The sequence below is a fragment of the Pseudomonas sp. LBUM1640 genome, assembly GCF_059716225.1.
Window position 1 is genome coordinate 381502 of record NZ_CP166816.1, and the last position, 26426, is coordinate 407927.

Sequence of the window (26426 nt, forward strand, 5' to 3'; positions counted from 1 at the left end):
TCAGCGGCTGCGCGTGATGCTCAGGCCTTTAAGCAGGCTCAGTGCCTGGGCCAGTTGGTAATCATCGTCCTGCGGCATCGGCTTGGCTTTGGCGCCGCTGCCGGTTGGCTGGTCGGCGCCGCCGTTGCCATTGCCCAAGTGCCCTTGCAGGTCAGCCTCTTTGTAGTATTCGCTGTCGATCTCGTTGGTGATCTTGGCTTTGCGCACTTCGATGTCCGGGACGATGCCCTGGGCCTGGATCGAGCGACCGTTCGGCGTGTAGTACAGCGCCGTAGTGATTTTCAGCGCGCGCTCGTTGTTCAGCGGCAGCACGGTTTGCACCGAGCCTTTGCCGAAGCTGGTGGTGCCCATCAGCACGCCGCGTTTCTGGTCTTGCAGGGCGCCGGCGACGATTTCCGACGCCGAGGCGCTGCCGCCGTTGATCAATACCGCCAGCGGCACATTCTCGCTCAGGTCGTTGCCGGTGGCCGAGAAGCGCAGCTCGGAGTTGGCGATACGGCCTTTGGTGTAGACGATCAGGCCTTTGGTGATGAAGTGGTCGACCACTTCCACCGCAGCCTGCAGCACGCCACCTGGGTTGTTACGCAGGTCGAGCACGATACCGTTGAGTTTCTTGCCGTTATCCTTGCGCAGCTTGGCCAGGGCCTTGGCCACTTCGTCGCCGGTCTTGACCTGGAACTGGGTGATACGGATGTAGCCGTAGCCCGACTCCAGCAGCTGGCTCTTCACGCTCTTGACCGTGATGGTCGCGCGGGCCAGGGTCACGTCAAACGGGTTGCCGCCGTCGCGCACCAGGGTCAGGGTGATTTTCTGGCCGAGCTTGCCGCGCATCTTGTCGACGGCTTCGGTCATGGACTGGCCGCGGGTCGGCTGGCCATTGATCTTCACGATCAGGTCGCCGGCCTGAATACCGGCTTTGGACGCCGGAGTATCGTCGATGGGCGAGACCACTTTGATCTGGCCGTCTTCAGAGCCGACTTCGATGCCCAGGCCACCAAACTCACCGCTGGTGCTTTCCTGCAGCTCGGCGAAATCTTCCGGGCCCAGGTAGGCGGAGTGTGGGTCGAGGTTGCTGAGCATGCCCTTGATGGCATTTTCCAGCAGGGTCTTGTCGTCTACGGGTTCGACATAAGCTGCCTTGATCCGGTCCATGACCTCGGCAAAGGTACGCAGCTCGTCCAGCGGCAGCGGCGCCTTGGTGGTCGCTGCCGTGGCGGCAGGCGCAGCCGGTGCAGCCTGGTCGGCAAAAGCCAGAGGCGCGCCGATCACCAGGGCGATCGTCAGGGCCAGCGATGTGAGGCGGGACAAATGCAGCATGTCGAACGAACTCCTAATGTAGATGCGACCCTTATCCTTGGGTTCTGCACCATTGTGCGGGATCGCTCGGGCGACCCTGCTGACGAATAGCGAAGTACAGCGCCGGGGTGTCCTGGCCGCCACTGTTACCGACAGTGGAGATGGATTCACCCGCTTTTACAACATCACCTGCCGACTTGAGTAATGTCTGATTGTGGCCGTAAAGGCTCAAATAGCCATTGCCGTGGTCAAGAATCACCAACAAACCGGCACCGCGCAACCAATCGGCAAACACTACGCGCCCACCGTGAACGGCGTGGACCTGGCTGCCGGCAGCGGCGCTGATCATCACGCCGTCCCACTTGGCACGGGTGTCATCGCCACGGGTTTCACCGAAGCGTGCCAGTAGTCGACCATCAACAGGCCATGGAAGTTTGCCGCGCGCTGAAGCAAAAGGGCCGCCGAAGTTCTCGCCAGCGCTGGAAACCAGCGGGCCAGGGGCTGCGCGCGGCGGTTTGCGCGGCGCTGGCGCGTCGCTGGTGGCTGCCAGCTCGGCCTCACGCTGGCGCTTTTTTTCGGCTTCCTGCTGGGCGATCAGCGCTTTTTGCCGCGCTTCTTCGGCCTCACGTGCCTGGCGGGCCAGGGTTTCTTCGATGGTTTTGAGCACTTTGCCCAAGTCGGCCTGGTCTTGCTCACGCGCCTGCAGTTTGGCGTCGCGGGCCTTTACGTCATCATTGAGCTTGGCCAGGGCCAGCTGGCGCTCCTTGCGCACTTTGTCGAGTTGGTCGCGCTGGGTGTCGAGAGCGGTTTTCTGGTCGAGCAACTGCGACTGCTGGTCGGCAATTTCCTGTTCGACGTTGGCCAGTTGGCGCAGGGTTTCGTTAAACCCCTTCAATTGCGCCAGGCGCGCCTTGCTCAGGTAATCGTAATAGGTGAGGGTGCGCGCGAATTTTTCCGGGTTCTGCTGGTTAAGCAGCAGCTTGAGGTATTCCTGGCGGCCGCTCTGGTAGGCGGCGCGGGCCTGGATCGCGATCAGGCGTTGCTGTTCAACGCGTGCGCTCTGGAGTTTTTTTTTCTCAGCGTCGAGTCGCTCCAGTTCCGACTCGCTCTTCTTTAATTCTTTTTGCAGCTCCTGGACCTGCTTCTCGAGCTTGCCCATCTCGGTTTCCGTGCCGCGCAGGTCTTTCTGCACCCCGGATTTTTCTTCCTGGAGCTTGCCGAGCAGTTTTTTCAGCTCGGTAATGTCCTGACGCGTAGCGTCCAACTGTTGTTGGGTTTGTGCGCGCTCGTCGGCAAACGCCGGTTGGAGCAGGCAGACTAGAGCGAGGGTAATCAAGGCGCGAAGCATAGAGGCGGGCGACACCAGGGAAAGGGACGGCCTAGTATGCCCGCCAAGCGCCGCAAAAAAAACGCCCAATTCGGGCTGGAAGGCAAGATAGGTGCCGAGTGGCGTTGGTATGGCGAAAAGATATCTACCAAACACGGGAGATCCAATGTGGGAGGGGGCTTGCCCCCGATAGCGGTGTATCAGCCACCTATGTGTCAGCTGGCCCACCGTAATCGGGGGCAAGCCCCCTCCCACACTGTTTTGCGGTGATGCTGGGGATCAAACCAGAATCGAAGTGCCGGTCATCTCTTTCGGCTTCTCCAGCCCCATCAGCATCAGCATGGTCGGCGCCACGTCCGCCAGCACGCCGCCATGCCGCACTTTAAAGTCGCGCTTGCCGACATAGATGAACGGCACCGGCTCGGTGGTGTGGGCGGTGTGGGCTTGCCCGGTGGATTCGTCGGACATCTGCTCACAGTTGCCGTGGTCGGCAGTGATCAGCGCTTCGCCGCCGACCTTTTCCAGGGCGTCGACGATGCGGCCGACGCACAGGTCCAGGCATTCCACGGCCTTGACCGCCGCTTCCAGGTTGCCGCTGTGGCCAACCATGTCGCCGTTGGCGTAGTTGACCACGATCACGTCGTAACGCTGGTGTTCGATGGCGTCGACGATCTTGTCGGTCACTTGCGGCGCGCTCATTTCCGGCTGCAGGTCGTAGGTGGCGACTTTCGGCGACGGGATCAGGATGCGCTCTTCGCCTGGAAACGGTTCTTCACGGCCACCGGAGAAGAAGAAGGTCACGTGGGCGTATTTTTCGGTTTCGGCGATGCGCAGTTGGGTTTTGCCGTTTTTCGCCAGGTAATCGCCCAGCACGTTTTCCAGGCTGCCGGCTGTGAAGGCGGCGGGGGCCGGGATGCTGGCGGCGTACTGGGTCAGGCCTACGTATTGGACTTTTGGCTGGCGCGCGCGCTCGAATTCCTTGAAGCCATCTTCGACAAACACGCGGCTCAGCTCGCGGGCACGGTCGGCGCGGAAGTTCATGAACACCACGGCGTCGCCGTCTTCGACTTTCACCGGCTCGCCGAGGGTGGTGGCCTTGACGAATTCGTCGCTCTCGCCACGTGCGTAGGCGGCTTCCAGGCCTTGCTGGGCGGTGGCGGCATTGAATTCGGCCTGGCCGTCGACGATCAGGTTGTAAGCCTGGGCCACGCGGTCCCAACGGTTGTCACGGTCCATGGCGAAGTAGCGGCCGACCAGGCTGGCGATGCGGCCCTTGCCGAGCGCGGCGAAGGTGGCGTCGAGCAGTTCGATGGACGATTGCGCGCTTTTTGGCGGCGTGTCGCGGCCGTCGAGGAAGGCGTGCAGGTAAATCTTGTCGGCGCCGCGCTTGAATGCCAGCTCGGCCATGGCGACCAGGTGGTCCTGGTGGCTGTGCACGCCACCATCGGACAGCAGGCCCATGAAGTGCACGGCCTTGCCGGCTGCAACCGCTTTATCTACCGCCGCGCAGATGGTCGGGTTCTCGAAGAACTCGCCGTCACGGATCGATTTGGTCACGCGTGTGAAGTCTTGGTATACCACTCGTCCGGCGCCGAGGTTCATGTGGCCGACTTCCGAGTTGCCCATCTGGCCGTCCGGCAGGCCTACATCCATACCGGAACCGGAGATCAGACCGTTGGGTACAGTGGCGCTCAGGCGGTCGAGCACCGGCTTCTTGGCCGAGTACACGGCGTTGTCGTGGTGGCTTTCACTGTGTCCGAAGCCATCGAGAATTATCAGGACCAAAGGTTTAGGCGTAGTAGTCATAGATCCTCTCGCGGCGGTAATAAAGGAAGGCAATCTAAAAGGGAGTAGCAGTCTAAAGCGAAGTTCCGACCACGTCACCGCTTTACGGGGGTTGGCCCCCCCTGACGGCTGTGTATACTTACCGCCATTTTAACGCCCTGGAACCTCCTTGATGGTTGATCACCTGATTGCATTTGCCACTGCCCACTACCTGCTCGCGGGTGCCTTCGTCATCCTGCTGGCGCTGCTGATCGCTCATGAAATGAGCCGCGGTGGCCGCAGCCTGAGCACGTCGGAGCTGACCGCGCTGGTCAACAAGGATGAGGCCGTTGTCGTGGATATTCGCCCGGCCAAGGATTTTGCCGCCGGCCATATCGTCGGCGCCCTGAACATTCCGCAGGACAAGCTGATCGCACGCTTGCCCGAGCTGGAAAAATACAAAGCCAAGACCATCATTCTGGTCGACGCCCAAGGCCAGCACGCCGGCACCCACGCCCGTGAGATGCTCAAGACCGGTTTCACCGCCGCCAAACTGTCCGGCGGTATCGGCAGCTGGAAGGCCGATAACCTGCCACTGGTGAAGTGATATGAGCCAGGTTGTCGTGTATTCCAGCGATTGGTGCCCTTACTGCATGCGGGCCAAGGCCTTGCTTGAGAAAAAGGGCGTTGCCTTCGAAGAAATCAAGGTAGACGGCAAACCCCAGGTGCGCGCCGAAATGGCCCAGAAGGCGGGGCGCACGTCCGTGCCGCAGATCTGGATCGGCGACAAGCATATCGGTGGATGCGATGACCTGTTCGCCCTGGAGCGCGCGGGTAAACTCGATGCGCTGCTGCTCGTCTGACTCCTAAACCCTAAAAGACCCCAAGATCAAGAAGGATCTGCGATGACTGACCAACAGAACACTGAAGCGGCAGCAGAAGAGGCTCAAGGCCCACAATTTTCCCTGCAGCGTATCTACGTGCGTGACCTGTCGTTCGAAGCGCCGAAAAGCCCGGCCATCTTCCGCCAGGAATGGACCCCAAGCGTTGCGCTGGACCTGAACACCCGTCAAAAAGCACTGGAAGGCGACTTCCACGAAGTCGTGCTGACCCTGTCGGTCACCGTCAAGAACGGCGAAGAAGTGGCCTTCATCGCTGAAGTGCAACAGGCCGGTATCTTCCTGATCCAGGGCCTGGACGAAGCGTCCATGAGCCACACCCTGGGCGCGTTCTGCCCGAACATCCTGTTCCCGTATGCCCGTGAGACCCTGGACAGCCTGGTCACCCGTGGCTCGTTCCCGGCGCTGATGCTGGCTCCGGTGAACTTCGATGCCCTGTACGCGCAAGAGCTGCAGCGCATGCAAACAGAAGGTTCGTCGACCGTTCAGTAAGTCGACGCGGTAAAAAAATGTGGGAGCTGGCTTGTGTGGGAGCTGGCTTGCCTGCGATAGCATCACCGCGGTGTTCCTGACACGCCGAGGTGCCTGCATCGCGGGCGAGCCCGGCTCCCACATAAGCCTCCTCCCACATTTTGTTTTGCGTGTTATTTAAAACCGAGTTGGCGCCAGCCTTCGTAGACGGCGACGGCTACGGTATTGGACAAGTTCAAGCTGCGGCAGCCCTCGCGCATCGGCAAGCGCAGGCGATGGCCGTCGGGCAGTGCGTCAAGCACCTCGGCCGGCAGGCCACGGCTTTCCGGGCCGAACAGGAAGGCATCGCCTTCGGCAAAGCTGGCATCGTGAAACGGCCGCGAGCCCTTGGTGGTGAACGCGAACAGCCGTGGGTGCCCGAGGCTTTCCAGGCAGCTTGCGAGGTCTGAGTGGCGCTTGAGGGTGGCGTACTCGTGGTAGTCCAGCCCGGCGCGGCGCAGGCGCTTGTCGTCCATGTCGAAGCCCAGCGGCTCGATCAAATGCAGGTGGCAGCCACTGTTGGCGCACAGCCTGATAACGTTGCCGGTATTCGGCGGAATTTCTGGTTGAAAAAGGATGACGTGAAACATGCACGGCTCCGAAGGCAAAGATGCGCTGCATTCTACCCCTGAAGACGACCCAAGACCGAAGCTATTGCCACGAGTCATGGGCTCACTGGCGATTGTCGGTTTAATGATCGGCTTGATGATCGGTCGCCTGACCACACCGGACCCGGTCGCGCTGCAGCAGGTTGAAACGGCGGCGGACGGCGTGGTGGTGTGGTTCAACAGCGAACCCAAGCTGCACGGCGAACATATCGACGGCACTGTGGCGCTGTTATTCGATGCGCAGGGCAACGCCGCCAGCGGGCAACTCAAGGTCAATGACAAGGATGTGAATTGGCGCATCCGCAAGACCGATGGTGGCCTGCTGCTGAACCTGGTAGCGGCTCGGCCGTTGCGCGGGGAATGGAAAGGCGAGAAGGCTGATGGCCGTTGGCGGCTGCAGATCCATCTGCGCGAGCAATAAAAGAGGGAATCCCCGGCCTGCCTGTACCAAGGTTCCCAAAACGGGCTGGGGCTATGGGCGCTGTGCCGCATAAGCCCCGGGTGTAAAGAAGGGAGTTCCCGGCCTGCCTGTACCAGGGCTCCCAAAACGGGGTGAAGCCAAAGGCTTCGGTGTTAAAGAGGGAATCCCCGGCCTGCCTGTACCGAGGTTCCCGAAACGGGTGTGGGGCGCGACGCTGTTCGCATCAAGCACCCCGGGTGTAAAGAGGGGATTCTCGGCCTGCCTGTACCAAGGTCCCCGAAACTGGGTAGTACAAGGGTTATTGCAGGGCGCGTGCCAGAATTGGCAATTTGTACCGAAAAAATTCGCCAAAAAGCGCAAAGCCCCGGAAAACGGGGCTTTGGTGTTTTTGGGATTTAATGTTTTCTTAATTCAGCGGGTGTTTCAGGCTGGCTGGATGTGCGCGATGCTAGTTCATGGTGCATTGAAGCGGTGCACGGAGCCGAAACCTTGTGGATAGCCAAATGTGGGAGCGGGCTTGCTCGCGAAGGCGGTGTGTCAGTCGATACACCTGTTGACTGACACACCGCCTTCGCGAGCAAGCCCGCTCCCACATAGGTTCTTCAGTGGGTTCGAGGTCTAGCCCTCATCACCCTCATCATCATCCCCGCCATCCACCTTCATCCCCAGCTCCTTGATCTTGCGCGTCAAGGTGTTGCGGCCCCAACCCAGCAACACGGCAGCATCGCGGCGGCGGCCGGCGGTGTGCTTCAAGGCGGTTTCGATCATGATCCGCTCGAACGCCGGTACGGCGCTGTCGAGCAGGTTCGATTGGCCGCGTGCCAACGCCTGGTCGGCCCACTGGCGCAGCGCCTGCTCCCAGTTGGTCACGGGGGCTGAATCCTGCGGCAGGCTGAGCAGCTCAGGCGGCAGGTCGCTGATATGCACTTCGCGGCCGGACGCCATCACGGTGATCCAGCGGCAAGTGTTCTCCAGCTGGCGCACGTTGCCTGGCCACGGCAGGTTCTTGAGGTATTCCTCGGTCTCGCTTTTCAAAAGCTTCGGCTCGACAGCCAGCTCCTGGGCAGCGCGGCTGAGGAAGTGCCGCGCGAGCGTCGGAATATCTTCGCGACGGTCCGACATCCGTGGGATGTGGATGCGGATCACGTTCAGGCGGTGGAACAAGTCCTCGCGGAACTTGCCCGCGTGTACCAGGGTTTCCAGGTTTTGGTGCGTCGCCGCGATAATGCGCACGTCGACCTTGACCGGCGTGTGCCCGCCAACGCGATAGAACTCACCGTCAGCCAATACGCGCAGCAAGCGGGTCTGGGTGTCGGCCGGCATATCGCCGATTTCGTCGAGGAACAGCGTGCCGCCGTCAGCCTGTTCAAAGCGGCCGCGACGCAAGTTGGCGGCGCCGGTGAACGCGCCTTTCTCATGGCCGAACAGCTCGGACTCCATCAAATCTTTCGGGATCGCCGCCATGTTCAGCGCGATAAACGGCGAAGCCGCCCGTGGGCTGTGACGGTGCAGTGCATGCGCCACCAGCTCTTTACCGGTGCCAGACTCGCCGTTGATCAGCACGGTGATGTTGGAATGGCTCAAACGCCCGATGGCGCGAAACACTTCCTGCATCGCCGGCGCTTCGCCGATGATTTCCGGGGTGCGAGTCAGCGCAGGTGGGGCTTCCTGGTTTTGCTGTTCCTGGGCGTGCTGGTTGGCGCGTTTTACCAGCGCCACCGCCTCGTCCACGTCGAACGGCTTGGGCAGGTACTCAAAGGCGCCGCCCTGATAGGACGCGACAGCGCTGTCCAGGTCCGAATGCGCGGTCATGATGATCACCGGCAAACGTGGGTGCTGCTCGCGAATCCGCGCCAGCAAGTCCAGGCCACTGGCGCCGGGCATGCGGATGTCGGAGATGATCACGTCGGGCTGCTGGCGAGCCAGGCGGCTCATCACCCCGTCGGCGCTGTCGAAGCTCTGGGTGGTCATGCCTTCCTGTTGCAAGGCTTTCTCCAGGACCCAGCGGATAGAACGGTCGTCATCGACGATCCACACAGTTTCACTACGGCTCATGTCGATGGGGCTCCTTGTTCCAGAGGCAGAAAGATCGAGAACGTGGTGTGGCCGGGATGGCTTTCACATTCGATCAGACCCTGGTGCTGGCTGATGATGTTCTGGGTAATGGCCAGGCCCAGCCCGGTGCCGTCCGGGCGGCCGCTGACCATGGGGAAAAAGATGGTTTCTTGCAGTTCCGCAGGAATGCCTGGGCCGTTGTCGATGATCTCGACTTTGGTTACCAGGCGGTGGCGCACATGGCCGATGGTGAACTGGCGCAAGGCGCGGGTGCGCAGGCTGATGCGGCCCAGGCGCAGCTCGTTCTGGCTGCTGATGGCCTGCATGGCGTTGCGCACGATATTGAGCACCGCCTGGATCATCTGCTCGCGGTCGATCAACACGTCAGGAATGCTTGGGTCGTAATCGCGCACCAGCGTGATGCAGCCTTGGCTTTCGGCTTCCACCAGCTGGCAAACGCGCTCCAGTACCTCGTGCACGTTAGTCATCGCCAGCGACGGTAGTTTATTGGAGCCGAGCATGCGGTCGACCAGGTTACGCAGGCGGTCGGCCTCCTCGATGATGACGTTGGTGTAGTCCTTGAGATGCTCCTCTGGCAGCTCCCGGGCCAACAGCTGCGCCGCGCCGCGAATCCCGCCCAATGGGTTCTTGATCTCATGGGCCAGGCCGCGCACCAGCATTTTGCTGGTTTCCTGCTTGGACAGCTGCGCTTCTTCTTTGGTGATGCGCAGCAGGCGGTCGCGCGGGTGTACTTCGAGCAGCAGCAAGGTGGCGCCGTTGCTCAGGATTGGGGTTACGGCGTAGTCGACGGTCAGCGTCTGGCCGGTAAGGGCGGTGAGCATCGCTTCGCGCTTGGTGAACGGGTGGGCCTGCTCCACCGCTTGGCGCAACGAGCTCAAGGCTTCGGCCGACTCGGTGAACAATTCGCTGATGAACTGCCCATGGCTGCGCTGGCCGCTGATGGCCAGGAGCATCTCCGCCGCCGGGTTCATATACTCAAGACGCAGGTCGTCATTGAGCAATATGGTCGCGGTGGTCAGGTTGTCGAGTAGCAAACGGTGCAGTGCATCGCTGATGGTCATCAGGACCTCTTTTGGAGCAAGGCGCGGGCTTGAGGCACACGCTGATACAAGGAAAATGCAAAAACCAAACCAAGGCTCCGAAAAGAAGCGTTAAAGCCCTGAAATAAGGGTTTAAGGCTCGAAACTGTGGCGTTCTGCCAGCTTGCTCGGGAAGATTCGAACCAAAATGGGCTGTTCGAGTGGGAAGGGTGCGGCGTATCGCACCAATATAGTGCAGATTTGCGCAGTGTGTTCAGGAAGGTTTTTTAGGCGTGTTTTTTCGGTTGTTGAGGCAGGATTTGACGATTTCTTGCAGACCGCCACTGTTTTGAGGGAGGACAAATTCAGCGGTCAGCGGCGAATCACCTGGGATGGCTGAAGGTAATGTCATCGTGATGAGTTGATCGTGCCTTTTATTGGCGATCCACTCGCGCAGCTCTTGGCGATTGGCTGGCATGATGAATTTGAACAGCACGCCGTGCTGCTGAGTTGGCTCTGCGCTGTAGTAGCCGTTCACGCGGTAGGTTCGCGCTGGGAGGGCGCCGGTTGTGAGGCTGAGCGGCCCGGAGGACCGGGCGTCCGGGCCTTCATAAATGTTGGGGTTGAAGTGCAGTTCGTCCGTGTGGGTGAGCAGCGAGATCATGGGGCGTGAGGGGCCGCTGTAGCAGGCGACTTGCAGGATCGCAATGCTGGTTTTTTCTGCGTGAGTGGCTTTGCCATTGATTCTGGCGTTGATGATCGTACTTTCCGGATAAGGCGCCTCCACCGTCCAGGTCGGGTGTTCGGGGTCGCTGGTCGGTTGTGCTTCGGACGGTTGGCTGAGTGCTAGCGTCAGTGAGCACAGGAACTGGCAGGAGAGATTCATCGCGAAGTACGTCGGCGGGTGGCGGCTGGACGCTGCATCGTAGAGGCTTGATTCCACGGGATGTATCAGACATTTCTGCGGTGTAAAAAGAATGTGGGAAAGGGCCTTCAATGAAGTAGGCCCGTGCCTGTCACGGCGTATAGATGCACAGCTCGGCCGTGGCGCGGGTCATTGCGATTTGGGCCAGCGGGTCGTGAAGCGGTTCGTGCACGGCTTGGGCCAGCCATTGCGGGCACTGTGGGTTGCTGCGTTCGGGGCTGAAATCCGCCAATTGTTGCAGCAGGCGTTTTTGCAGTTGGTCCAGTTGGGGGCGAATCTTGCCGACCAGATCGGGGCGCGGGGTGTCGGGTGCCTTGCCTTTAAGCTGCCAGTCGGACAGCCGGGTGTATTGCACCAATTTGTTCGCTTCAATCTGGGCGCTGAAGAACTGCTCTGCGGCTTCAGGTGCCAGGTTGTAGCTGGAGGCCTGGGCCCTCACGCTGGCGATCACAGCCTGTTCCCTGGGGCGATCTTCCACGGCCTTGTGGCTGTCCCATTTGCTCAGCGCCACCTGGTCGGCGATGGCCAGGCGCTCGGCGATGCTGTCGAGCAGCGGCGCGAGAGTAGGCGGTGCGGCGCAGGCACTGGCGCTGACGAATAGCAGAGCGAATACAAGTCTATGTTTCAACGGTGATCTCCTTGTGGGAGCGGGCTTGCTCGCGAATACGGTTGTTCAGTCGATGCATCTGGTGCCTGATCCACCGCATTCGCGAGCAAGCCCGCTCCCACATGTTTGATTGGGTTTACAGAACTGAAGCTGCATCAGTCCAAGGCTACTTTAACCTCCCCGTTACGCGCGAAAACCCAGGCAAAAAAAAGACCTCCCGAGGGAGGTCTTTTTCGTCACGCCGCTCTTAAGACGCGGCGCTACCGGATCAGCAGCTGTAGTACAGCTCGTATTCCAGTGGGTGTACGAAGGTGCGCACTTTGATTTCTTCTTCGCTTTTCAGCTCGATGTAGGCATCGATGAAGTCGTCGCTGAATACGCCGCCCTTGGTCAGGAACGCACGGCCCTTGTCCAGCTCTTCCAGGGCTTCTTTCAGGCTGCCGCACACTTGTGGGATCTCTTTGGCCTCTTCAGGCGGCAGGTCGTACAAGTTTTTGTCGGCGGCGTCGCCAGGGTGGATCTTGTTCTGGATGCCGTCCAGGCCAGCCATTACCAGGGCAGCGAAGGCCAGGTATGGGTTGGCAGCCGGGTCCGGGAAGCGCGCTTCGATACGGCGAGCGCGAGGGCTGGACACGTAAGGAATACGGATCGAAGCGGAACGGTTACGGGCCGAGTAAGCCAGCATTACCGGTGCTTCGAAACCTGGGACCAGACGCTTGTAGGAGTTGGTCGACGGGTTGGTGAAGCCGTTCAGGGCCTTACCGTGCTTGATGATACCGCCGATGAAGTACAGGGCAGTGTCGGACAGGCCGGCATAACCTTCGCCAGCGAAGGTGTTCTTGCCATCTTTGGCGATGGACAGGTGAACGTGCATACCCGAACCGTTATCGCCATACAGCGGCTTAGGCATGAAGGTAGCGGTACGGCCGTAGGCATCAGCCACGTTGTGTACGCAGTACTTCAGGGTCTGAACTTCGTCAGCCTTGGCCACCAGGGTGTTGAACTTCACACCGATTTCGTTCTGGCCGGCAGTCGCCACTTCGTGGTGGTGAACTTCGATGACCAGGCCCATTTCTTCCATGGCGTTGCACATGGAGGTACGGATTTCGTGGTCGTGGTCGAACGGCGGAACTGGGAAGTAGCCACCTTTGACGCCTGGACGGTGGCCTTTGTTGCCGCCTTCGATGTCCTGGTCGGACATCCACGAACCTTGTTCGGAGAAGATCTTGAACATGGAGCCGGAGATGTCGGACTTGAACTTGACCGAATCAAAGATGAAGAATTCTGGCTCCGGGCCTACGAATACGGTGTCGCCGATACCGGTCGACTTCAGGTATTCCTCGGCACGCTTGGCGATCGCACGTGGGTCGCGGTCGTAGCCTTGCATGGTCGAAGGCTCGATCACGTCGCAGACGATGATCAGGGTTGGGTCTTCGGTGAACGGGTCGAGAACGGCAGTGCTGTCGTCCGGCATCAGGATCATGTCGGAAGCTTCGATGCCTTTCCAGCCAGCAATGGAGGAACCGTCGAACATTTTGCCTTCTTCGAAGAAAGCATCATCCAGCGCGTCGCGAGCCGGCATGGTCACGTGGTGCTGAGTACCTTTAGTGTCCGTGAAGCGCAGATCAATCCATTTAACGTCATGATCTTTGATGAGTTGAACCGACTTCGACATGGTGTCCTCCGGGTGGCTTCGGGCTGGGGTAGTGGAGTTAGCCCTTAGAATGTGGGTGATGCCGGCGCGAATACTCGACCAAGGCAACCTGCCTCACAAGAGAGCAAATTGCATGCCAGTGCGCCAACATGGCCTTTTTGCCTCAAAATGGCCCCTATAACGGTGCAATCCGCTGAAGCGGAATAAATAACGCACTGCAATGTAGCGTTAATTTGTGTAAATGACCCGTTTTGGTGCACGTTATGGGCAATGCATATTAACTGGTTAAACCTTGAGCGATTTCCGCTATAATCCGCGCCCCCCTTTTTCAGCAGGCCCGGCGCGCGCTGTTTCCATGAAATTAATCGTTAAAGTCTTCCCCGAGATCACCATCAAGAGCCGACCGGTACGGACGCGTTTCATCCGTCAGTTGGCCAAGAACATCCGTGCCGTGCTCCGTGACTTGGACCCGGCTGTGGTGGTGAACGGCGTGTGGGACAATCTCGAGCTGGAAACCCGTATTACCGACGCCAAAGCCTTGAAGGACATGACCGAGCGCCTGAGCTGCATGCCGGGCATCGCGCATTTCCTGCAGGTGGATGAGTACCCGCTGGGCGACTTCGATGACATCACCGAAAAGTGCAAACAGCACTACGGCAATGAGCTTGAAGGCAAGATCTTTTCGGTGCGCTGCAAGCGTGCCGGCAAGCACACTTTCAGCTCCATGGACGTCGAGAAATACGTCGGCAGCAAGCTGCGTCGCGAGTGCGGCGCAGCCGGAATCTCCCTGAAAGCACCGCAAATTGAAGTGCGCATGGAAATTCGCGACCAACGGTTGTTTGTGATTCACAGCCAGCACAACAGCATCGGCGGCTACCCGCTGGGCGCCCTGGAACAGACCCTGGTACTGATGTCCGGCGGTTTCGATTCCACGGTGGCCGCCTACCAGATCATGCGCCGCGGCCTGATGAGCCACTTCTGCTTCTTTAATCTGGGCGGGCGTGCACATGAATTGGGCGTGATGGAAGTCGCGCACTTTATCTGGAAGAAGTACGGCAGCTCCCAACGCGTGCTATTCGTAAGCGTGCCGTTTGAGGAAGTGCTCGGCGAAATTCTCGGCAAAGTCGATAACAGTCATATGGGCGTAGTATTGAAGCGTATGATGTTGCGCGCTGCGTCCAGAATCGCCGATCAGTTACAGATCGACGCGCTGGTGACCGGTGAAGCGATTTCCCAGGTATCCAGCCAGACGCTGCCGAACCTGTCGTTGATCGACTGCGTGACCGAGAAGCTGGTGCTGCGCCCGCTGATCGCCAGTCACAAGCAGGACATCATCGACCTGGCCGAAGAAATCGGCACGGCGGACTTCGCCAAGCACATGCCTGAATACTGTGGGGTCATTTCGGTGAACCCCAAGACCCACGCCAAGCGCAACCGCGTGGAGTACGAAGAACAACAGTTCGACATGGCGATTCTGGAGCGTGCGCTCGAGAACGCCAAAATGGTCCCGATCGATCGCGTAATCGACGAATTGGGCCAGGACGTGAAAATCGAAGAAGTCAGCGAAGCCCTGGCCGGCCAGATCGTCGTCGACATCCGTCACCCGGATGCCGCTGAAGATGAGCCGCTGGAAATCACTGGCATCGACGTGCAAACGCTGCCGTTCTATGCATTGAACGCGCGTTTCAAGGAACTGGATAACAGCCGTCAGTACCTGCTGTATTGCGACAAAGGCGTGATGAGTCGCCTGCATGCCCACCATTTGCTCAGTGAGGGGCATGCCAATGTGCGCGTTTATCGACCGAGCTAAGAGCCCGGGGCTGTTTGCCTGTGGCCTGCGTCACCGGCCCCCCGACTCTGCCGTCAAGCTGTAACGGCAAGGCCTGACTCTACTGTTAATCGCTGCCACGACCTGTCAGCACACCGAATCCTCTGATCGAGATACACAAGTGATCGAAAATCTACGTAACATCGCCATCATTGCTCACGTTGACCATGGTAAAACCACCCTGGTAGACAAACTCTTGCGTCAATCCGGCACCCTGGAGCGCAACGAGCTCAACGACGAGCGCGTGATGGACTCCAACGACCAGGAAAAAGAGCGCGGTATTACCATCCTGGCTAAAAACACCGCTATCAACTGGAACGGCTACCACATCAACATCGTGGACACCCCGGGCCACGCCGACTTCGGCGGCGAAGTTGAACGTGTAATGTCGATGGTTGACTCCGTTCTGCTGCTGGTTGATGCCCAAGACGGCCCAATGCCGCAAACCCGTTTCGTGACCAAGAAGGCGTTCGAAGCCGGCCTGCGTCCGATCGTGTGCATCAACAAGGTTGACCGTCCAGGCGCGCGTCCGGACTGGGTTCTGGACCAGATCTTCGACCTGTTCGACAACCTGGGTGCTACCGAAGAGCAACTTGATTTCCAAGTGATCTACGCCTCTGCACTGAACGGTATTGCCGGTCTGGAACACACCGCCATGGCGGAAGACATGACCCCGCTGTACCAGGCGATCGTTGACCACGTTCCACCTCCGAAGGTTGACCGTGAAGGCCCGTTCCAGATGCAAATCTCGGCACTGGACTACAACAGCTTCCTGGGTGTTATCGGCGTTGGCCGTATCGCTCGTGGTAGCGTCAAGCCGAACACCCCGGTTGTTGCTATCGGCGCCGACGGCAAGAAGCGTAACGGCCGTATCCTGAAGCTGATGGGTCACCACGGTCTGCACCGTATCGACGTTGAAGAAGCTTTCGCAGGCGACATCGTTTGCGTAAGCGGTATGGACTCGCTGTTCATCTCCGACACCCTGTGCCAGCCGGACACTGTCGAGGCGATGAAGCCTCTGACCGTTGACGAGCCAACCGTTTCCATGACCTTCCAGGTAAACGACTCGCCTTTCTGCGGTAAAGAAGGCAAGTTCGTGACTTCCCGTAACATCAAGGAACGTCTGGACAAAGAGCTGCTGTACAACGTTGCACTGCGCGTTGAAGAAGGCGACTCGGCTGACAAGTTCAAGGTTTCCGGCCGTGGTGAGCTGCACCTCTCGGTACTGATCGAAACCATGCGTCGCGAAGGCTTCGAAATGGGCGTTGGTCGTCCAGAAGTGATCATCCGTACTGTTGACGGCGTGAAGCAGGAACCGTTCGAAAACGTCACCATCGACACCCCTGAAGAATCCCAGGGCAAGGTCATGGAAGAGATGGGCCTGCGTAAGGGCGACCTGACCAACATGGTGCCGGATGGCAAAGGCCGTGTGCGTCTGGAATACAACATCCCTGCTCGTGGTCTGATCGGTTTCCGTAACCAGTTCCTGACCCTGACCAACGGTGCTGGCATCCTGACCTCGATCTTCGATCGCTACGACACCATGAAGTCCGGCGACATGTCCGGCCGTCAGAACGGTGTTCTGGTATCGGTAGAAACCGGTAAGGCGCTGACCTACTCCCTGGAAACTCTGCAGGCGCGTGGCAAGCTGTTCGTTGAACACGGTCAAGAGATCTACAACGGTCAGATCGTTGGTCTGAACAGCCGTGACAACGACATGGGCGTCAACCCAACCAAAGGCAAGAAGCTCGACAACATGCGTGCTTCGGGTAAAGACGAAACCATCGCTCTGGTTCCACCTGTTCGCTTCACCCTGGAACAGGCTCTGGAATTCATCCAGGACGACGAGCTGTGCGAAGTTACGCCTAAGTCGATCCGCCTGCGTAAGAAGATCCTGGACGAAGGCGAGCGCACCCGCGCTGCCAAGAAAGCCAAGAACTGAGTTAACTCAGGCTGAATGAAAAACGCCCCCGGTCGAAAGGCCGGGGGCGTTTTTTTATGTCTGATTATTCCCACGCTCCGCGTGGGAATGCAGCCCAGGACGCTCCGCGTCCGCACTTGCAGGCGGGACGCGGAGCGTCCCAAGAGGCGTTCCCACGCAGAGCGTGGGAACGATCATCAGAACTTGTCGAGGGTCTTGAACTTGGTCTCGCGCACCACTTCCTTCGGCTTGTACGCGCAATACCCCGGCCGCGGCCCGATTTTCGGGTGGTTGCGGCAGGTATCCGGGCGCTTGTCATAAATAGTGCAGAAGCGCGTCTTACGATCCAGGTACAGGCAATCGTTGTTGCTCATGCGCTGCAGGGTAAAAATCTCGGATTTGGAGTTGTAGCGCTCGACGATGCCTTCTTTCTGCAAACGCTTGGCGATGTTCTTCGGCGGGTCGCCGCGCTCGAACTCATCGACGATGCCAATGCGGATCAGGTCCTTGATCTTCACCTCAACCGGCAGCGTGCAGCAGCTGGACACGCAGCCACCGCACATGTGGGCGGAATATTTCTGCCAAGTCTCGAGACGGTCGAGTTCTGCGGCGGCGATCAGTTGAGGCTTCATCAGGGTTCCAAGGTGGGGCGGTATCCGGGCGCGCGATAATACCGGGATTGATGATTTTTTGAACAATATTTTGCGGTTTTCAGCCCGAAGGCGGCTCAAACGCCGATCGGGCACGACCCCTGCATTAATTTTCGGCAAAGGTGAATGAGTTAAAAAACTGCCGAACCAGACCGTCTACCGTCTGTCAGACCGACTAGGCTCTAGCAACTCCTTCAATCTCGCCCGAGGTCGCACCGATGTCTCAGGAACCGCTTGCACGAGAAGCAGAGGTAGCCGCATTCCGCGATGCTGTCTTGACCAAACTTACCTACGCGGTGGGCAAAGACCCCGACCACGCCTTCGACCACGACTGGTTTGAAGCCATTGCCCTGGCCGCGCGCGACCAGATGGTCGATCACTGGATGGACCACACGCGGCGTATCTACCGTAAAGGCCAGAAGCGGGTTTATTACCTCTCCCTCGAATTCCTGATCGGTCGTTTGCTCTACGACAGCCTGAGCAACCTCGGCGTGTTGGAGATCGCTCGCGAAGCGCTGTCCGAACTGGGCGTCGACCTGGAACGCATTCGCCTGCTGGAGCCCGACGCGGCGCTCGGCAACGGTGGCCTGGGCCGCTTGGCGGCGTGCTTTATGGAAAGCATGTCGACCCTGGGCATTGCCGGCCACGGTTATGGCATTCGTTATGAGCACGGCTTGTTCCGCCAGGCGATTGTCGATGGCTGGCAGCAGGAGCAGACCGAACGCTGGCTGGATTTCGGCAACCCGTGGGAATTCGAGCGGGCCGAAGTGATTTACCCGATCGGCTTTGGCGGCAGCGTCGAAACCCTGCCGGACGCCTCCGGCAAGCTAATCCAAGTGTGGTCGCCCAACGAAACCGTTCGCGCCGTTGCTTATGACACGCCGGTGGTCGGCTGGCGTGGCGCCAGCGTCAACACCCTGCGCCTGTGGCGTGCACGCGCCGTCGAAGACCTGCACCTGGAGCGTTTCAACGCCGGTGACCACTTGGGCGCCGTTGCTGAAGTGGCCCGCGCCGAAAGCATCTCCCGCGTGCTTTACCCGGCTGACAGCACCGAAGCAGGGCAGGAACTGCGCCTGCGCCAGGAATACTTCTTCGTCTCCGCCTCGCTGCAGGATTTGCTGCGCCGCCACAAGAACATGCACGGTTCGGTATTAAGCCTTGGCGAACACGCCGCCATCCAGCTCAACGACACTCACCCCTCGATTGCCGTGGCCGAGTTGATGCGCCAACTGGTCGACTTGCACGACATTCCGTGGGAAGCCGCGTGGGATGTCACCGTTGAAACCCTTTCATACACCAACCACACCTTGTTGCCCGAGGCGTTGGAAACCTGGCCGGTCGGCCTGATGGAACGCATGCTGCCGCGGCACATGCAGATCATCTACCTGATCAACGCCCAGCACATTGACTCGCTGCGGGCCAAGGGCATCCACGATTTTGACGTACTGCGCGCCGTGTCGCTGATCGAAGAAGACAACGGCCGCCGCGTGCGCATGGGCAACCTGGCGTTCCTCGGCTCGCATAGCGTCAACGGTGTGTCGGGTTTGCACACTCAACTGATGCGCAGCACGGTGTTCTCCGAACTGCACAAGCTGTACCCGGAACGCATCAACAACAAAACCAACGGCATCACCTTCCGCCGCTGGCTGTACCAGGCCAACCCCAAGCTCACCGACATGCTGGTGGAAGCGCTGGGCCCGGACATTCTCGACACCATGGAAACCCGCCTCACGGAGCTGGAAACCTTCGCCGAGAAGCAGGCTTTCCGCAAAGCCTTCGCCGATCAGCGCTTGCACAGCAAGCGTGCACTGGCTGAGATCATCCACGAGCGCCTGGGCATTTCGATCAACCCGGCGGCGATGTTCGATGTGCAGGTCAAGCGCATCCATGAATACAAACGCCAGTTGCTTAACCTGCTGCACACGGTGGCGCTCTACCAGGCCATCCGTGCCGAGCCGGGCACCGACTGGGTGCCACGGGTGAAGATCTTCGCGGGCAAGGCTGCCGCCAGTTATCACCAGGCCAAGTTGATCATCAAGTTGACCAACGACATCGCCCGCACCGTCAACAACGACCCGACCGTGCGCGGTTTGCTCAAGGTGGTGTTCCTGCCCAACTACAACGTCAGCCTGGCGGAAAGCATCATTCCGGCGGCGGACTTGTCGGAGCAGATCTCCACGGCCGGTTTCGAAGCCTCGGGCACCAGTAACATGAAGTTCGGCCTCAATGGCGCGCTGACCATCGGCACCATGGACGGCGCCAACGTAGAGATGCACGAGCGGGTGGGGGCCGACCACATGTTTATCTTTGGCCTCAGCGCGCAGCAGGTTGAAGCCCGCAAGCACGCTGGCGAATTCAACGCCGGGCCGGACATTGCCGCCTCTCATCGCCTCAACGATGTACTGCAAGCGATTCGCGGCGGGGTGTTCTCGCCGGATGATCCGGGTCGTTATGTGGGCTTGGTCGACGGGCTGATCGACTACGACCGTTTCCTGGTGTGTGCCGACTTCGACTCCTACTGGGACGCCCAGGCACGGGTCGAGGCGCATTGGCATGATTCCAAGGCATGGTGGCGCTCGGCGGTACTCAATACCTCGCGCATGGGGTGGTTCTCGTCCGACCGGACCATTCGCGAATACGCCACCGAGATCTGGAAAGCCCTGGACTAAACACCGCCGTAAAAAATGTGGGAGGGGGCTTGCTCCCGATGGCGGGGTGTCAGTTTGCAGATATGTCGATTGATGCACCGCTATCGGGGGCAAGCCCCCTCCCACATTGGCCCTGCGTCGATATACTAGGCCCCGGTTTGCCCGCCTCGGGCTGCTTAGGGATATCGACCATGCAATGGATTTTCATGCTGATTGGCCTGGTGCTCGGCTGGACGCTCGATGAGTCGTTCACGGATGCCGGGTTCGGTGCGCTGCTGGGGCTGGGCATCGGCCAGGCTATTCGCTTGTCGATGTTGTCGACTCAAGCGAACCAGCAAGCGCGTCAGTTGGAAACCACGCAGAAGGCGCTGATAGCGCTGGGTGAGCGTCTGCGGCAACTGGAAGTGCCTGCGCCGACAAGCAGTGTCATTGTCGAATCCCCTATCCCTGAACAAACACCCGTTGTTGCAACGCCCGAACTTGTTTGGGAGCTACCCGCCGAACTGGCGCCTGTGGCCGTGGCTGCCGAAGCCAGCCAGCCGCTGCCGGATGACGTCTGGGCGCAAGCGCCGACACCAAAACCTAAAGAACCTGCCATTCCCCGCGGCCCCAACCTGATCGAGCGCGCCATCAGCGGCGCACGCAATTGGCTGTTTGGCGGTAACACCGTGCTGCGCGTTGGCGTGGTGCTGTTGTTCCTCGGCCTGGCATTTTTGCTGCGCTATGCCACCGAAGGCGTGGTGGTGCCGATTGAACTGCGTTACGCCGGGGTTGCCGCTGCCGCCATCGGCCTGCTGGGCTTGGGTTGGTGGCTGCGGCTGCGCAACAGCAATTACGGCCTGATGCTGCAAGGCACCGGCATTGCCGTGCTGTACCTGACGGTATTTGCCGCGATGCGCTTGCACCCGCTGATCGACCCAAGCGCCGCACTCGGCCTGCTGGTGGCGGTCACCGTATTCTCGGCAATCCTGGCAATCACCCAGGACGCCCTCGGCCTGGCCTGTGCAGCGGCGCTGGGTGGCTTTGCCGCACCGATCCTCACGTCCACCGGCGCCGGCAATCACGTGGCGCTGTTCAGTTACTTTGCACTGCTCAACGCCGGCATCCTCGCCATCGCCTGGTTCAAGGCCTGGCGCCTGCTCAACCTGATCGGGTTTGTGGGCACTTTTGGCATCGGTTTCGTGTGGGGCATGCGCTCTTACACGCCGGAATTGCTGTGGAGCACCGAGCCGTTCCTGATCCTGTTTTTCCTGATGTACCTGGCCATCGGCCTGTTGTTCGCCCGACGCAAGTTGCAAGAGATGGGCGATGCCCCCGAGGACCGTAATGCGCTGCTGCGCTGGTCGGCCGCCAAGGGTGATTATGTTGACGGCAGCATGCTGTTCGGCCCGCCGCTGGTGGGCTTTGGTTTGCAGTTCGCCTTGGTGCAGCACCTGGAATTCGCCGCTGCGTTCAGTGCGCTCGGCTTGGGGCTTATCTACATGGGCCTGGCCCGAGTGCTCAGCGGCGGGCGCGCCCTGTTGCTGGCGGAAACCTGCCTGGCGCTGGGGGTGATCTTTGCCAGCCTGGCGATTCCTCTGGGCCTCGATGCGCGCTGGACGGCGGCCGCGTGGGCGGTAGAAGGCGCGGGGATCTTTTGGCTCGGCTTGCGTCAGCAACGGCCGCTGGCACGCGCATTTGGCCTGTTGTTGCAGTTGGGCTCAGCGGTGGCGTTCCTCAGTGAGCTGCGCATCGGCGAACACAGTTTGCTCGACGGTGCGCCATTGGGTGCGCTGTTGCTGGGCGCGGCATTGCTGTTCAGTTTCGATCAGTTGCGCAAGGCGACGGCCGAACAGTCGGCGGCTTGGGAGCGCCAAGGCATGCCGGTGCTGGCGAGCCTGGGCCTGACCTTTTTGTACCTGCTCGCCCCCTTGCTGTTGCTGACCCAAGGCACCGCCATCAGTTGGGCCATCGCCGGTCTGGTCACCCTGTTTGTCGGCCTGCGCATCGGCTCGCGCACCTTCCTGTTCAGCGCCTTCGCCGTGCAGTTGCTGGGCGGTGCGCTGTTCCTGCTGCGCTTGCAGGGCGGTGATGGGGCGGCAGTATTGAGTGCCGGTTGGACCGGGTTGTTGACCGCTTCGCTGATTGGCCTGGCGTTGGTCGGCGGCATGCTGATGGCGGCGCGCGACGACATGGTGCGCAGCGACCTACGCCTGTTGCGCGGGCTGTCGGTGGTGTTGCTCGCAGGTTTAGTGCTGATCAACCTCGCGGTGCTGTTCGTGTTGCCATGGGAAAGTGCCAGCGGTGTGTGGGCGGCCAGCGGCTTGTTGATCATCTGGTTGAGCCTGTACCTGCAACAGCGCGTCAGCTTCGTGTTTGGGTTGCTGTTGCAACTGGTCGGTGGTGCCTCGTTCCTGCTCGCGATGCCGGAGCTGCTCGGGCCGTTGAGCCGCGAGGGCTTGCGCCCCTTGGCGCACAGCGGTTTCTGGACGCCGATGGTGTTGGGCCTGGCCGCATTGGTAGGCGCCTGGCGCTTGCAGCGCGAGCCGCATGCGCCGCTGTTTACCGTGTTGAGACTGCAACGCCTGTCCGACCTGCTGCTGGTGTGGGGCGCGGCGTGGTGGGCGCTGGCGTTGATCGGCGAAGTGCTGCGGTTTACCCCGCAGCAACTGCAGGGGCCAGGGTTGCTCGGCATCGCGGCGGTGAGCGTGGCGATCTGGGCGCTGCTGGCCGCACGTTTGCGCTGGGCATCGCTGGGCATGCTGTGCGCCTTGCTAATGCCGGCGGCGGGCGTGGTGTTGCTGGCGTCTGCCGATGATTACTACCACCCGGCGGCGCAGTACGGCTGGTTGGCGTGGTTGGCGGTGTTTGTAGTGCATTTCATCGCGCTGCACCGTTTGGCCACGGTGGTGCCGAGCAAGGTGCTGAGCATCGCTCACGTGCTCGGCTGCTGGATGCTGATCGGCGTGCTGGCGCTGCAGCTGCGTTACGGCCTGTTGTTGCTGTCCAGCGAATACAACGCCTGGCGCTGGCTGGGTTGGGCGATTCTGCCAAGCCTGTACCTGGTGCTGGCGGCCGCGCCGCGCCATTGGCCGTGGCCGGTGTCGGCTTATCCGCGTGAATACCGTGTACTCGCTGCGTTGCCGCTGGCGGTGCTGATGCTCGGCTGGTTCTGGCTGGCGAATATCTTCAGCGACGGCACCGCTGAACCGCTGCCGTATGTGCCGCTGTTCAACCCGCTGGACTTGGGCCTGCTGTTTGCGCTGCTGGGTATTTACCTGTGGTCACGTAGCGTGGCACCGCAGCGCGGGCCGCGTGCCGGGCTGATCGCTCAAGGTGTTGCGGGTGCTTCGTTGTTTGCCTTCTTCACCGCATTGGTGATGCGCACCGCCCACCATTGGGCGGGCGTGCCGTTCCAACTGGATGCCTTGCTGTCGTCCATGTTGGTGCAGGCCGGTCTGTCGATTGTCTGGACGCTCATCGCACTCGGGCTGATGATCGGCGGCCATTTGCGCCATCGTCGCGAAGTGTGGCTGATCGGCGCGGCGCTGATTGCGGTGGTGGTCGCCAAGTTGTTCTTTGTCGAGCTGAGCAACCGTGGCGGGCTGGCGCGGATTGTTTCGTTTATCGGCGTGGGCGGGCTGTTGCTGGTGGTGGGTTACTTTGCGCCGCTGCCACCCAAACGTGCCGAGCCGGTGTTGGAAACTGAAGGAGCAACCTCTTGATCGGTAAGTTGAGCGTAATCGCAGTGGGTTTGTGTACGACGTTGTCGGTGTGGGCGCAGGAAACGCCTGCCGACTTCACCACGCAAGTGCCGCTGGCGGTGAGTGGTAGCGGCCCCTGGTATCGCCTGGAGTTGCCGCTGGCTGTGCAATTGAGCGCGCGCCAGGCCGATCTGGGCGATGTGCGCGTGTTCAACGCCGCCGGTGAGCCCCAGGCCTATGCGTTATCGCGCCAATCCGCGCAGCGCACCGAAAGCCGCAATGTGGCCGACGTGAAGTGGTTCCCGCTGTACGCCGCCGACACCCGTGAAAGTGTGCCGGACGTGGTGATGAAATCCACCGCCGAGGGCACCCTGCTGGAGGTGCGCCCATCCAAGGCCGGCAAGCAAGTGCTGCGCGGCTGGGTGCTGGACGCCAGCGCGATCAAGGCGCCGTTGCAGCAACTGAGCCTGGACTGGAGCCGCGAGAGGGACGGCTTCCAGCGTTTCAGCATTGAAGCCAGTGATGACTTGCAGCACTGGGAATCCTGGGGCGATGGCCAGGTGGCGCGCCTGTCGTTTGCCGACGAGCGTGTCGAGCAACATGACGTGAGCTTGCCGGGGCAGTCGGCGCGTTACCTGCGCCTGGTGTGGCAAGGCCAGGTCGCGCCGACGCTGACCTCGGCCAAACTTGTGAGCGCCACCCGCAGCAGCCTGCCGATGCCGTTGGTGTGGTCGCAGCCGTTGTCGGGTACGCGGCTCAAGGCTGGGGAATACAGCTGGCAGCTGCCGACGGGGCTGCCCGTCGAGCGTTTGCGTATCGAGCTGAAGCAACCCAACACGCTGGCGCCGGTCACCTTGGCGGGGCGACGCGAAGCCAATCAAGCCTGGCAGCCGCTGAGTAATGGTGTGTTGTACCGCCTGGCCCAGAACGGCCAAGACGTGGTGCAAGACGAGTTGCAACTGCCGGGTGTTGCTGTTGGCGAGCTCAAGTTGCAGGTGGATGAGCGCGGCGGTGGCCTCGGCGTCGAAGCACCGGCCCTGCGCTTTGCTGTGCGCACGACGCAGTTGGTGTTTCTGGCACGTGGCGAGCCGCCGTTTACCCTGGCGTTGGGCAATGGCTCGGTCAAGGCAGCGAACCTGCCGCTGTCGACCCTGATCCCCGACTACAGCCCCGAGCGCCTGAAAACGCTGGGCCAGGCCAAGGTCACGGGTGACGCGGTGGTTAAAAGCGCCACCGTTGCCGCACCGCCCGAAGCGGGCACCGATTGGAAGAAACTCGGCCTGTGGGCCGTGCTCCTGTTGGGTGTGGCGGCGCTGGGGGCGATGGCCTACAGTTTGTTGCGCCAACCTGCGGCCAAACCGTGAACTCTATTGGCGTTAAATCCTCTGATTAGAGGAAATAACCCCCGACTCGCGTTAAACTGCGCGGGTTTTTAAGCCCCCCATTCTCCGGAGCCTTCCATGTCCCGCGTTACCCTGAGTCGCTATTTGATCGAGCAGACCCGCAGCAACAACACGCCTGCCGATCTGCGCTTCCTTATCGAAGTGGTGGCGCGTGCTTGCAAGGAAATCAGCCACGCCGTCTCCAAAGGCGCGCTGGGCGGTGTCCTGGGCAGCATGGGCACTGAAAACGTCCAAGGCGAAGTGCAGAAGAAGCTCGACGTGATCTCCAATGAGATCCTGCTCGAAGCCAACGAATGGGGCGGTCACCTGGCCGGCATGGCGTCCGAAGAAATGGACAATGCCTACCAGATCCCGGGCAAATACCCGAAAGGCGCCTACCTGCTGGTGTTTGACCCACTGGACGGTTCGTCCAACATCGACATCAACGCACCGGTCGGCACCATCTTCTCGGTACTGCGTTGCCCGAATGAATACCTGAGCCAGAACGAAGCGCTGAACGAAAAAGCCTTCCTGCAGCCAGGCACCGAGCAGGTCGCTGCCGGTTACGCGATCTACGGCCCACAGACCATGCTGGTACTGACCCTGGGCGACGGCGTCAAAGGCTTCACCCTGGACCGCGAAATGGGCAGCTTTGTGCTGACCCACGAAGACATCACTATTCCTGCATCCACTCAGGAATTCGCGATCAACATGTCCAACCAGCGTCACTGGGAAGAGCCGGTTACCCGCTACGTGGGCGAGTTGATGGCGGGTGAGGAAGGCCCGTTGAAGAAGAACTTCAACATGCGCTGGGTCGCCGCGATGGTGGCCGACGTGCACCGTATCCTGACCCGTGGTGGCTTGTTCATGTACCCACGTGACAGCCGCGAGCCGTCCAAGCCGGGCAAACTGCGCTTGATGTACGAAGCCAACCCGATGTCGTTCCTGGTCGAGCAAGCGGGCGGCGCGTCCACCGACGGCCACCAGCGCATCCTCGACATCCAGCCCGAAGGCCTGCACCAGCGCGTGGCGGTGTTCCTGGGTTCGAAGGAAGAAGTTGAGCGCGTGACCGGTTACCACAAGAAGTAACCTGTGGCGAGGGAGCTTGCTCCCGTTGGGCTGCGAAGCGGCCCTAACAATCTTGCGGGCGCTACGCACCCGAGCGGGAGCAAGCTCCCTCGCCACAACGGCTTGATGTTTTGAACCAC

The 26426-nt window shown here is 60.5% G+C and carries 20 protein-coding genes; 10 read left to right on the plus strand and 10 right to left on the minus strand.

Annotation, left to right across the window (positions count from 1 at the left end; genetic code table 11):
* From ACA065_RS01670 to gpmI, 3 genes are all read right to left on the minus strand, one after another.
* Entirely contained in the window at positions 1–1317 is a 1317-nt protein-coding gene (locus tag ACA065_RS01670; protein WP_497693051.1) for a S41 family peptidase, read from the minus strand.
* Positions 1318–1348: 31 nt separating this feature from the next.
* Complete coding sequence (locus tag ACA065_RS01675; RefSeq protein WP_497693052.1) at positions 1349–2644, minus strand: murein hydrolase activator EnvC family protein; 1296 nt, start codon at positions 2642–2644, stop codon at positions 1349–1351.
* Positions 2645–2902: 258 nt separating this feature from the next.
* A complete protein-coding gene (gene gpmI / locus ACA065_RS01680) occupies positions 2903–4429 on the minus strand; it encodes a 2,3-bisphosphoglycerate-independent phosphoglycerate mutase (RefSeq protein ID WP_497693053.1) in 1527 nt (508 codons plus the stop codon).
* Positions 4430–4580: 151 nt separating this feature from the next.
* On the opposite strand from gpmI, the gene ACA065_RS01685 reads away from it, so the two are divergent.
* Genes ACA065_RS01685 through secB form a run of 3 tightly spaced genes read left to right on the plus strand, consistent with a single transcriptional unit; the run spans position 4581 to position 5778 of the window.
* On the plus strand, positions 4581–4994 hold the full coding sequence (locus ACA065_RS01685) for a rhodanese-like domain-containing protein (RefSeq protein ID WP_078740246.1): 414 nt from the start codon (positions 4581–4583) through the stop codon (positions 4992–4994).
* 1 nt (position 4995) lies between these two features.
* A complete protein-coding gene (gene grxC / locus ACA065_RS01690; protein WP_497693054.1) occupies positions 4996–5250 on the plus strand; it encodes a glutaredoxin 3 in 255 nt (84 codons plus the stop codon).
* A 42-nt stretch (positions 5251–5292) separates the two neighbouring features.
* A complete protein-coding gene (secB, locus tag ACA065_RS01695; protein WP_497693055.1) occupies positions 5293–5778 on the plus strand; it encodes a protein-export chaperone SecB in 486 nt (161 codons plus the stop codon).
* 152 nt (positions 5779–5930) lie between these two features.
* Here secB and ACA065_RS01700 read toward each other — a convergent pair whose 3' ends face one another.
* Positions 5931–6386, minus strand: coding sequence for a tRNA (cytidine(34)-2'-O)-methyltransferase (locus ACA065_RS01700; RefSeq protein ID WP_497693056.1), 456 nt, complete (start codon positions 6384–6386; stop codon positions 5931–5933).
* Here ACA065_RS01700 and ACA065_RS01705 point away from each other — a divergent pair.
* Complete coding sequence (locus tag ACA065_RS01705) at positions 6385–6825, plus strand: hypothetical protein (RefSeq protein WP_497693057.1); 441 nt, start codon at positions 6385–6387, stop codon at positions 6823–6825. The genes ACA065_RS01700 and ACA065_RS01705 overlap by 2 nt on opposite strands.
* Positions 6826–7443: 618 nt before the next feature.
* Here the strand turns inward: ACA065_RS01705 and ntrC are convergent.
* The 5 genes from ntrC to glnA all read right to left on the minus strand — a co-directional run bounded on the left by ntrC (position 7444) and on the right by glnA (position 13127).
* On the minus strand, positions 7444–8880 hold the full coding sequence (gene ntrC / locus ACA065_RS01710) for a nitrogen regulation protein NR(I) (protein WP_003218003.1): 1437 nt from the start codon (positions 8878–8880) through the stop codon (positions 7444–7446).
* Positions 8877–9962 (minus strand): nitrogen regulation protein NR(II), encoded by a 1086-nt coding sequence (glnL, locus tag ACA065_RS01715; RefSeq protein WP_056860661.1) that lies wholly within the window; start codon positions 9960–9962, stop codon positions 8877–8879. Before glnL ends, ntrC begins: the two co-directional genes overlap by 4 nt.
* A gap of 232 nt (positions 9963–10194) precedes the next feature.
* Positions 10195–10917 carry a hypothetical protein gene (locus ACA065_RS01720; protein WP_497693058.1) on the minus strand — a complete coding sequence of 241 codons (723 nt, stop codon included), beginning with the start codon at positions 10915–10917 and terminating at the stop codon, positions 10195–10197.
* Positions 10918–10936: 19 nt separating this feature from the next.
* Positions 10937–11473: a chorismate mutase gene (locus ACA065_RS01725; RefSeq protein ID WP_497693059.1), complete on the minus strand. Its 537-nt coding sequence runs from the start codon at positions 11471–11473 to the stop codon at positions 10937–10939.
* A 247-nt stretch (positions 11474–11720) separates the two neighbouring features.
* Positions 11721–13127, minus strand: coding sequence for a glutamate--ammonia ligase (glnA, locus tag ACA065_RS01730; protein WP_110622433.1), 1407 nt, complete (start codon positions 13125–13127; stop codon positions 11721–11723).
* Positions 13128–13461: 334 nt separating this feature from the next.
* Between glnA and thiI the strand changes: the two genes are divergently transcribed.
* Entirely contained in the window at positions 13462–14916 is a 1455-nt protein-coding gene (gene thiI, locus ACA065_RS01735; protein ID WP_497693060.1) for a tRNA uracil 4-sulfurtransferase ThiI, read from the plus strand.
* A gap of 139 nt (positions 14917–15055) precedes the next feature.
* Positions 15056–16876 (plus strand): translational GTPase TypA, encoded by a 1821-nt coding sequence (typA, locus tag ACA065_RS01740; RefSeq protein WP_053140412.1) that lies wholly within the window; start codon positions 15056–15058, stop codon positions 16874–16876.
* A gap of 176 nt (positions 16877–17052) precedes the next feature.
* On the opposite strand, the gene ACA065_RS01745 is transcribed toward typA, so the two are convergent.
* Complete coding sequence (locus tag ACA065_RS01745) at positions 17053–17487, minus strand: YkgJ family cysteine cluster protein (protein WP_003171132.1); 435 nt, start codon at positions 17485–17487, stop codon at positions 17053–17055.
* 236 nt (positions 17488–17723) lie between these two features.
* Here ACA065_RS01745 and ACA065_RS01750 point away from each other — a divergent pair, with 236 nt between their 5' ends.
* From ACA065_RS01750 to ACA065_RS01765, 4 genes are all read left to right on the plus strand, one after another.
* Complete coding sequence (locus ACA065_RS01750; RefSeq protein ID WP_497693061.1) at positions 17724–20174, plus strand: glycogen/starch/alpha-glucan phosphorylase; 2451 nt, start codon at positions 17724–17726, stop codon at positions 20172–20174.
* A 170-nt stretch (positions 20175–20344) separates the two neighbouring features.
* On the plus strand, positions 20345–23857 hold the full coding sequence (locus ACA065_RS01755; protein WP_497693062.1) for a DUF2339 domain-containing protein: 3513 nt from the start codon (positions 20345–20347) through the stop codon (positions 23855–23857).
* Positions 23857–25200 carry a DUF3999 domain-containing protein gene (locus tag ACA065_RS01760; RefSeq protein WP_497695282.1) on the plus strand — a complete coding sequence of 448 codons (1344 nt, stop codon included), beginning with the start codon at positions 23857–23859 and terminating at the stop codon, positions 25198–25200. The genes ACA065_RS01755 and ACA065_RS01760 overlap by 1 nt, the downstream gene beginning before the upstream one ends.
* A gap of 96 nt (positions 25201–25296) precedes the next feature.
* Positions 25297–26307: a class 1 fructose-bisphosphatase gene (locus ACA065_RS01765; protein WP_053253909.1), complete on the plus strand. Its 1011-nt coding sequence runs from the start codon at positions 25297–25299 to the stop codon at positions 26305–26307.
* Positions 26308–26426: the final 119 nt, after the last annotated feature.

Coding starts and splice junctions, on each gene's coding strand:
- ACA065_RS01675 (WP_497693052.1), bottom strand. CDS start 2,644: ATGCTTCGCGCCTTGATTACCCTCGCTCTAGTCTGCCTGCTCCAACCG.
- ACA065_RS01705 (WP_497693057.1), top strand. CDS start 6,385: ATGCACGGCTCCGAAGGCAAAGATGCGCTGCATTCTACCCCTGAAGAC.
- ACA065_RS01670 (WP_497693051.1), bottom strand. CDS start 1,317: ATGCTGCATTTGTCCCGCCTCACATCGCTGGCCCTGACGATCGCCCTG.
- secB (WP_497693055.1), top strand. CDS start 5,293: ATGACTGACCAACAGAACACTGAAGCGGCAGCAGAAGAGGCTCAAGGC.
- ACA065_RS01750 (WP_497693061.1), top strand. CDS start 17,724: ATGTCTCAGGAACCGCTTGCACGAGAAGCAGAGGTAGCCGCATTCCGC.
- ACA065_RS01745 (WP_003171132.1), bottom strand. CDS start 17,487: ATGAAGCCTCAACTGATCGCCGCCGCAGAACTCGACCGTCTCGAGACT.
- ACA065_RS01700 (WP_497693056.1), bottom strand. CDS start 6,386: ATGTTTCACGTCATCCTTTTTCAACCAGAAATTCCGCCGAATACCGGC.
- glnL (WP_056860661.1), bottom strand. CDS start 9,962: ATGACCATCAGCGATGCACTGCACCGTTTGCTACTCGACAACCTGACC.
- ACA065_RS01755 (WP_497693062.1), top strand. CDS start 20,345: ATGCAATGGATTTTCATGCTGATTGGCCTGGTGCTCGGCTGGACGCTC.
- grxC (WP_497693054.1), top strand. CDS start 4,996: ATGAGCCAGGTTGTCGTGTATTCCAGCGATTGGTGCCCTTACTGCATG.
- ACA065_RS01765 (WP_053253909.1), top strand. CDS start 25,297: ATGTCCCGCGTTACCCTGAGTCGCTATTTGATCGAGCAGACCCGCAGC.
- thiI (WP_497693060.1), top strand. CDS start 13,462: ATGAAATTAATCGTTAAAGTCTTCCCCGAGATCACCATCAAGAGCCGA.
- ACA065_RS01685 (WP_078740246.1), top strand. CDS start 4,581: ATGGTTGATCACCTGATTGCATTTGCCACTGCCCACTACCTGCTCGCG.
- glnA (WP_110622433.1), bottom strand. CDS start 13,127: ATGTCGAAGTCGGTTCAACTCATCAAAGATCATGACGTTAAATGGATT.
- ntrC (WP_003218003.1), bottom strand. CDS start 8,880: ATGAGCCGTAGTGAAACTGTGTGGATCGTCGATGACGACCGTTCTATC.
- gpmI (WP_497693053.1), bottom strand. CDS start 4,429: ATGACTACTACGCCTAAACCTTTGGTCCTGATAATTCTCGATGGCTTC.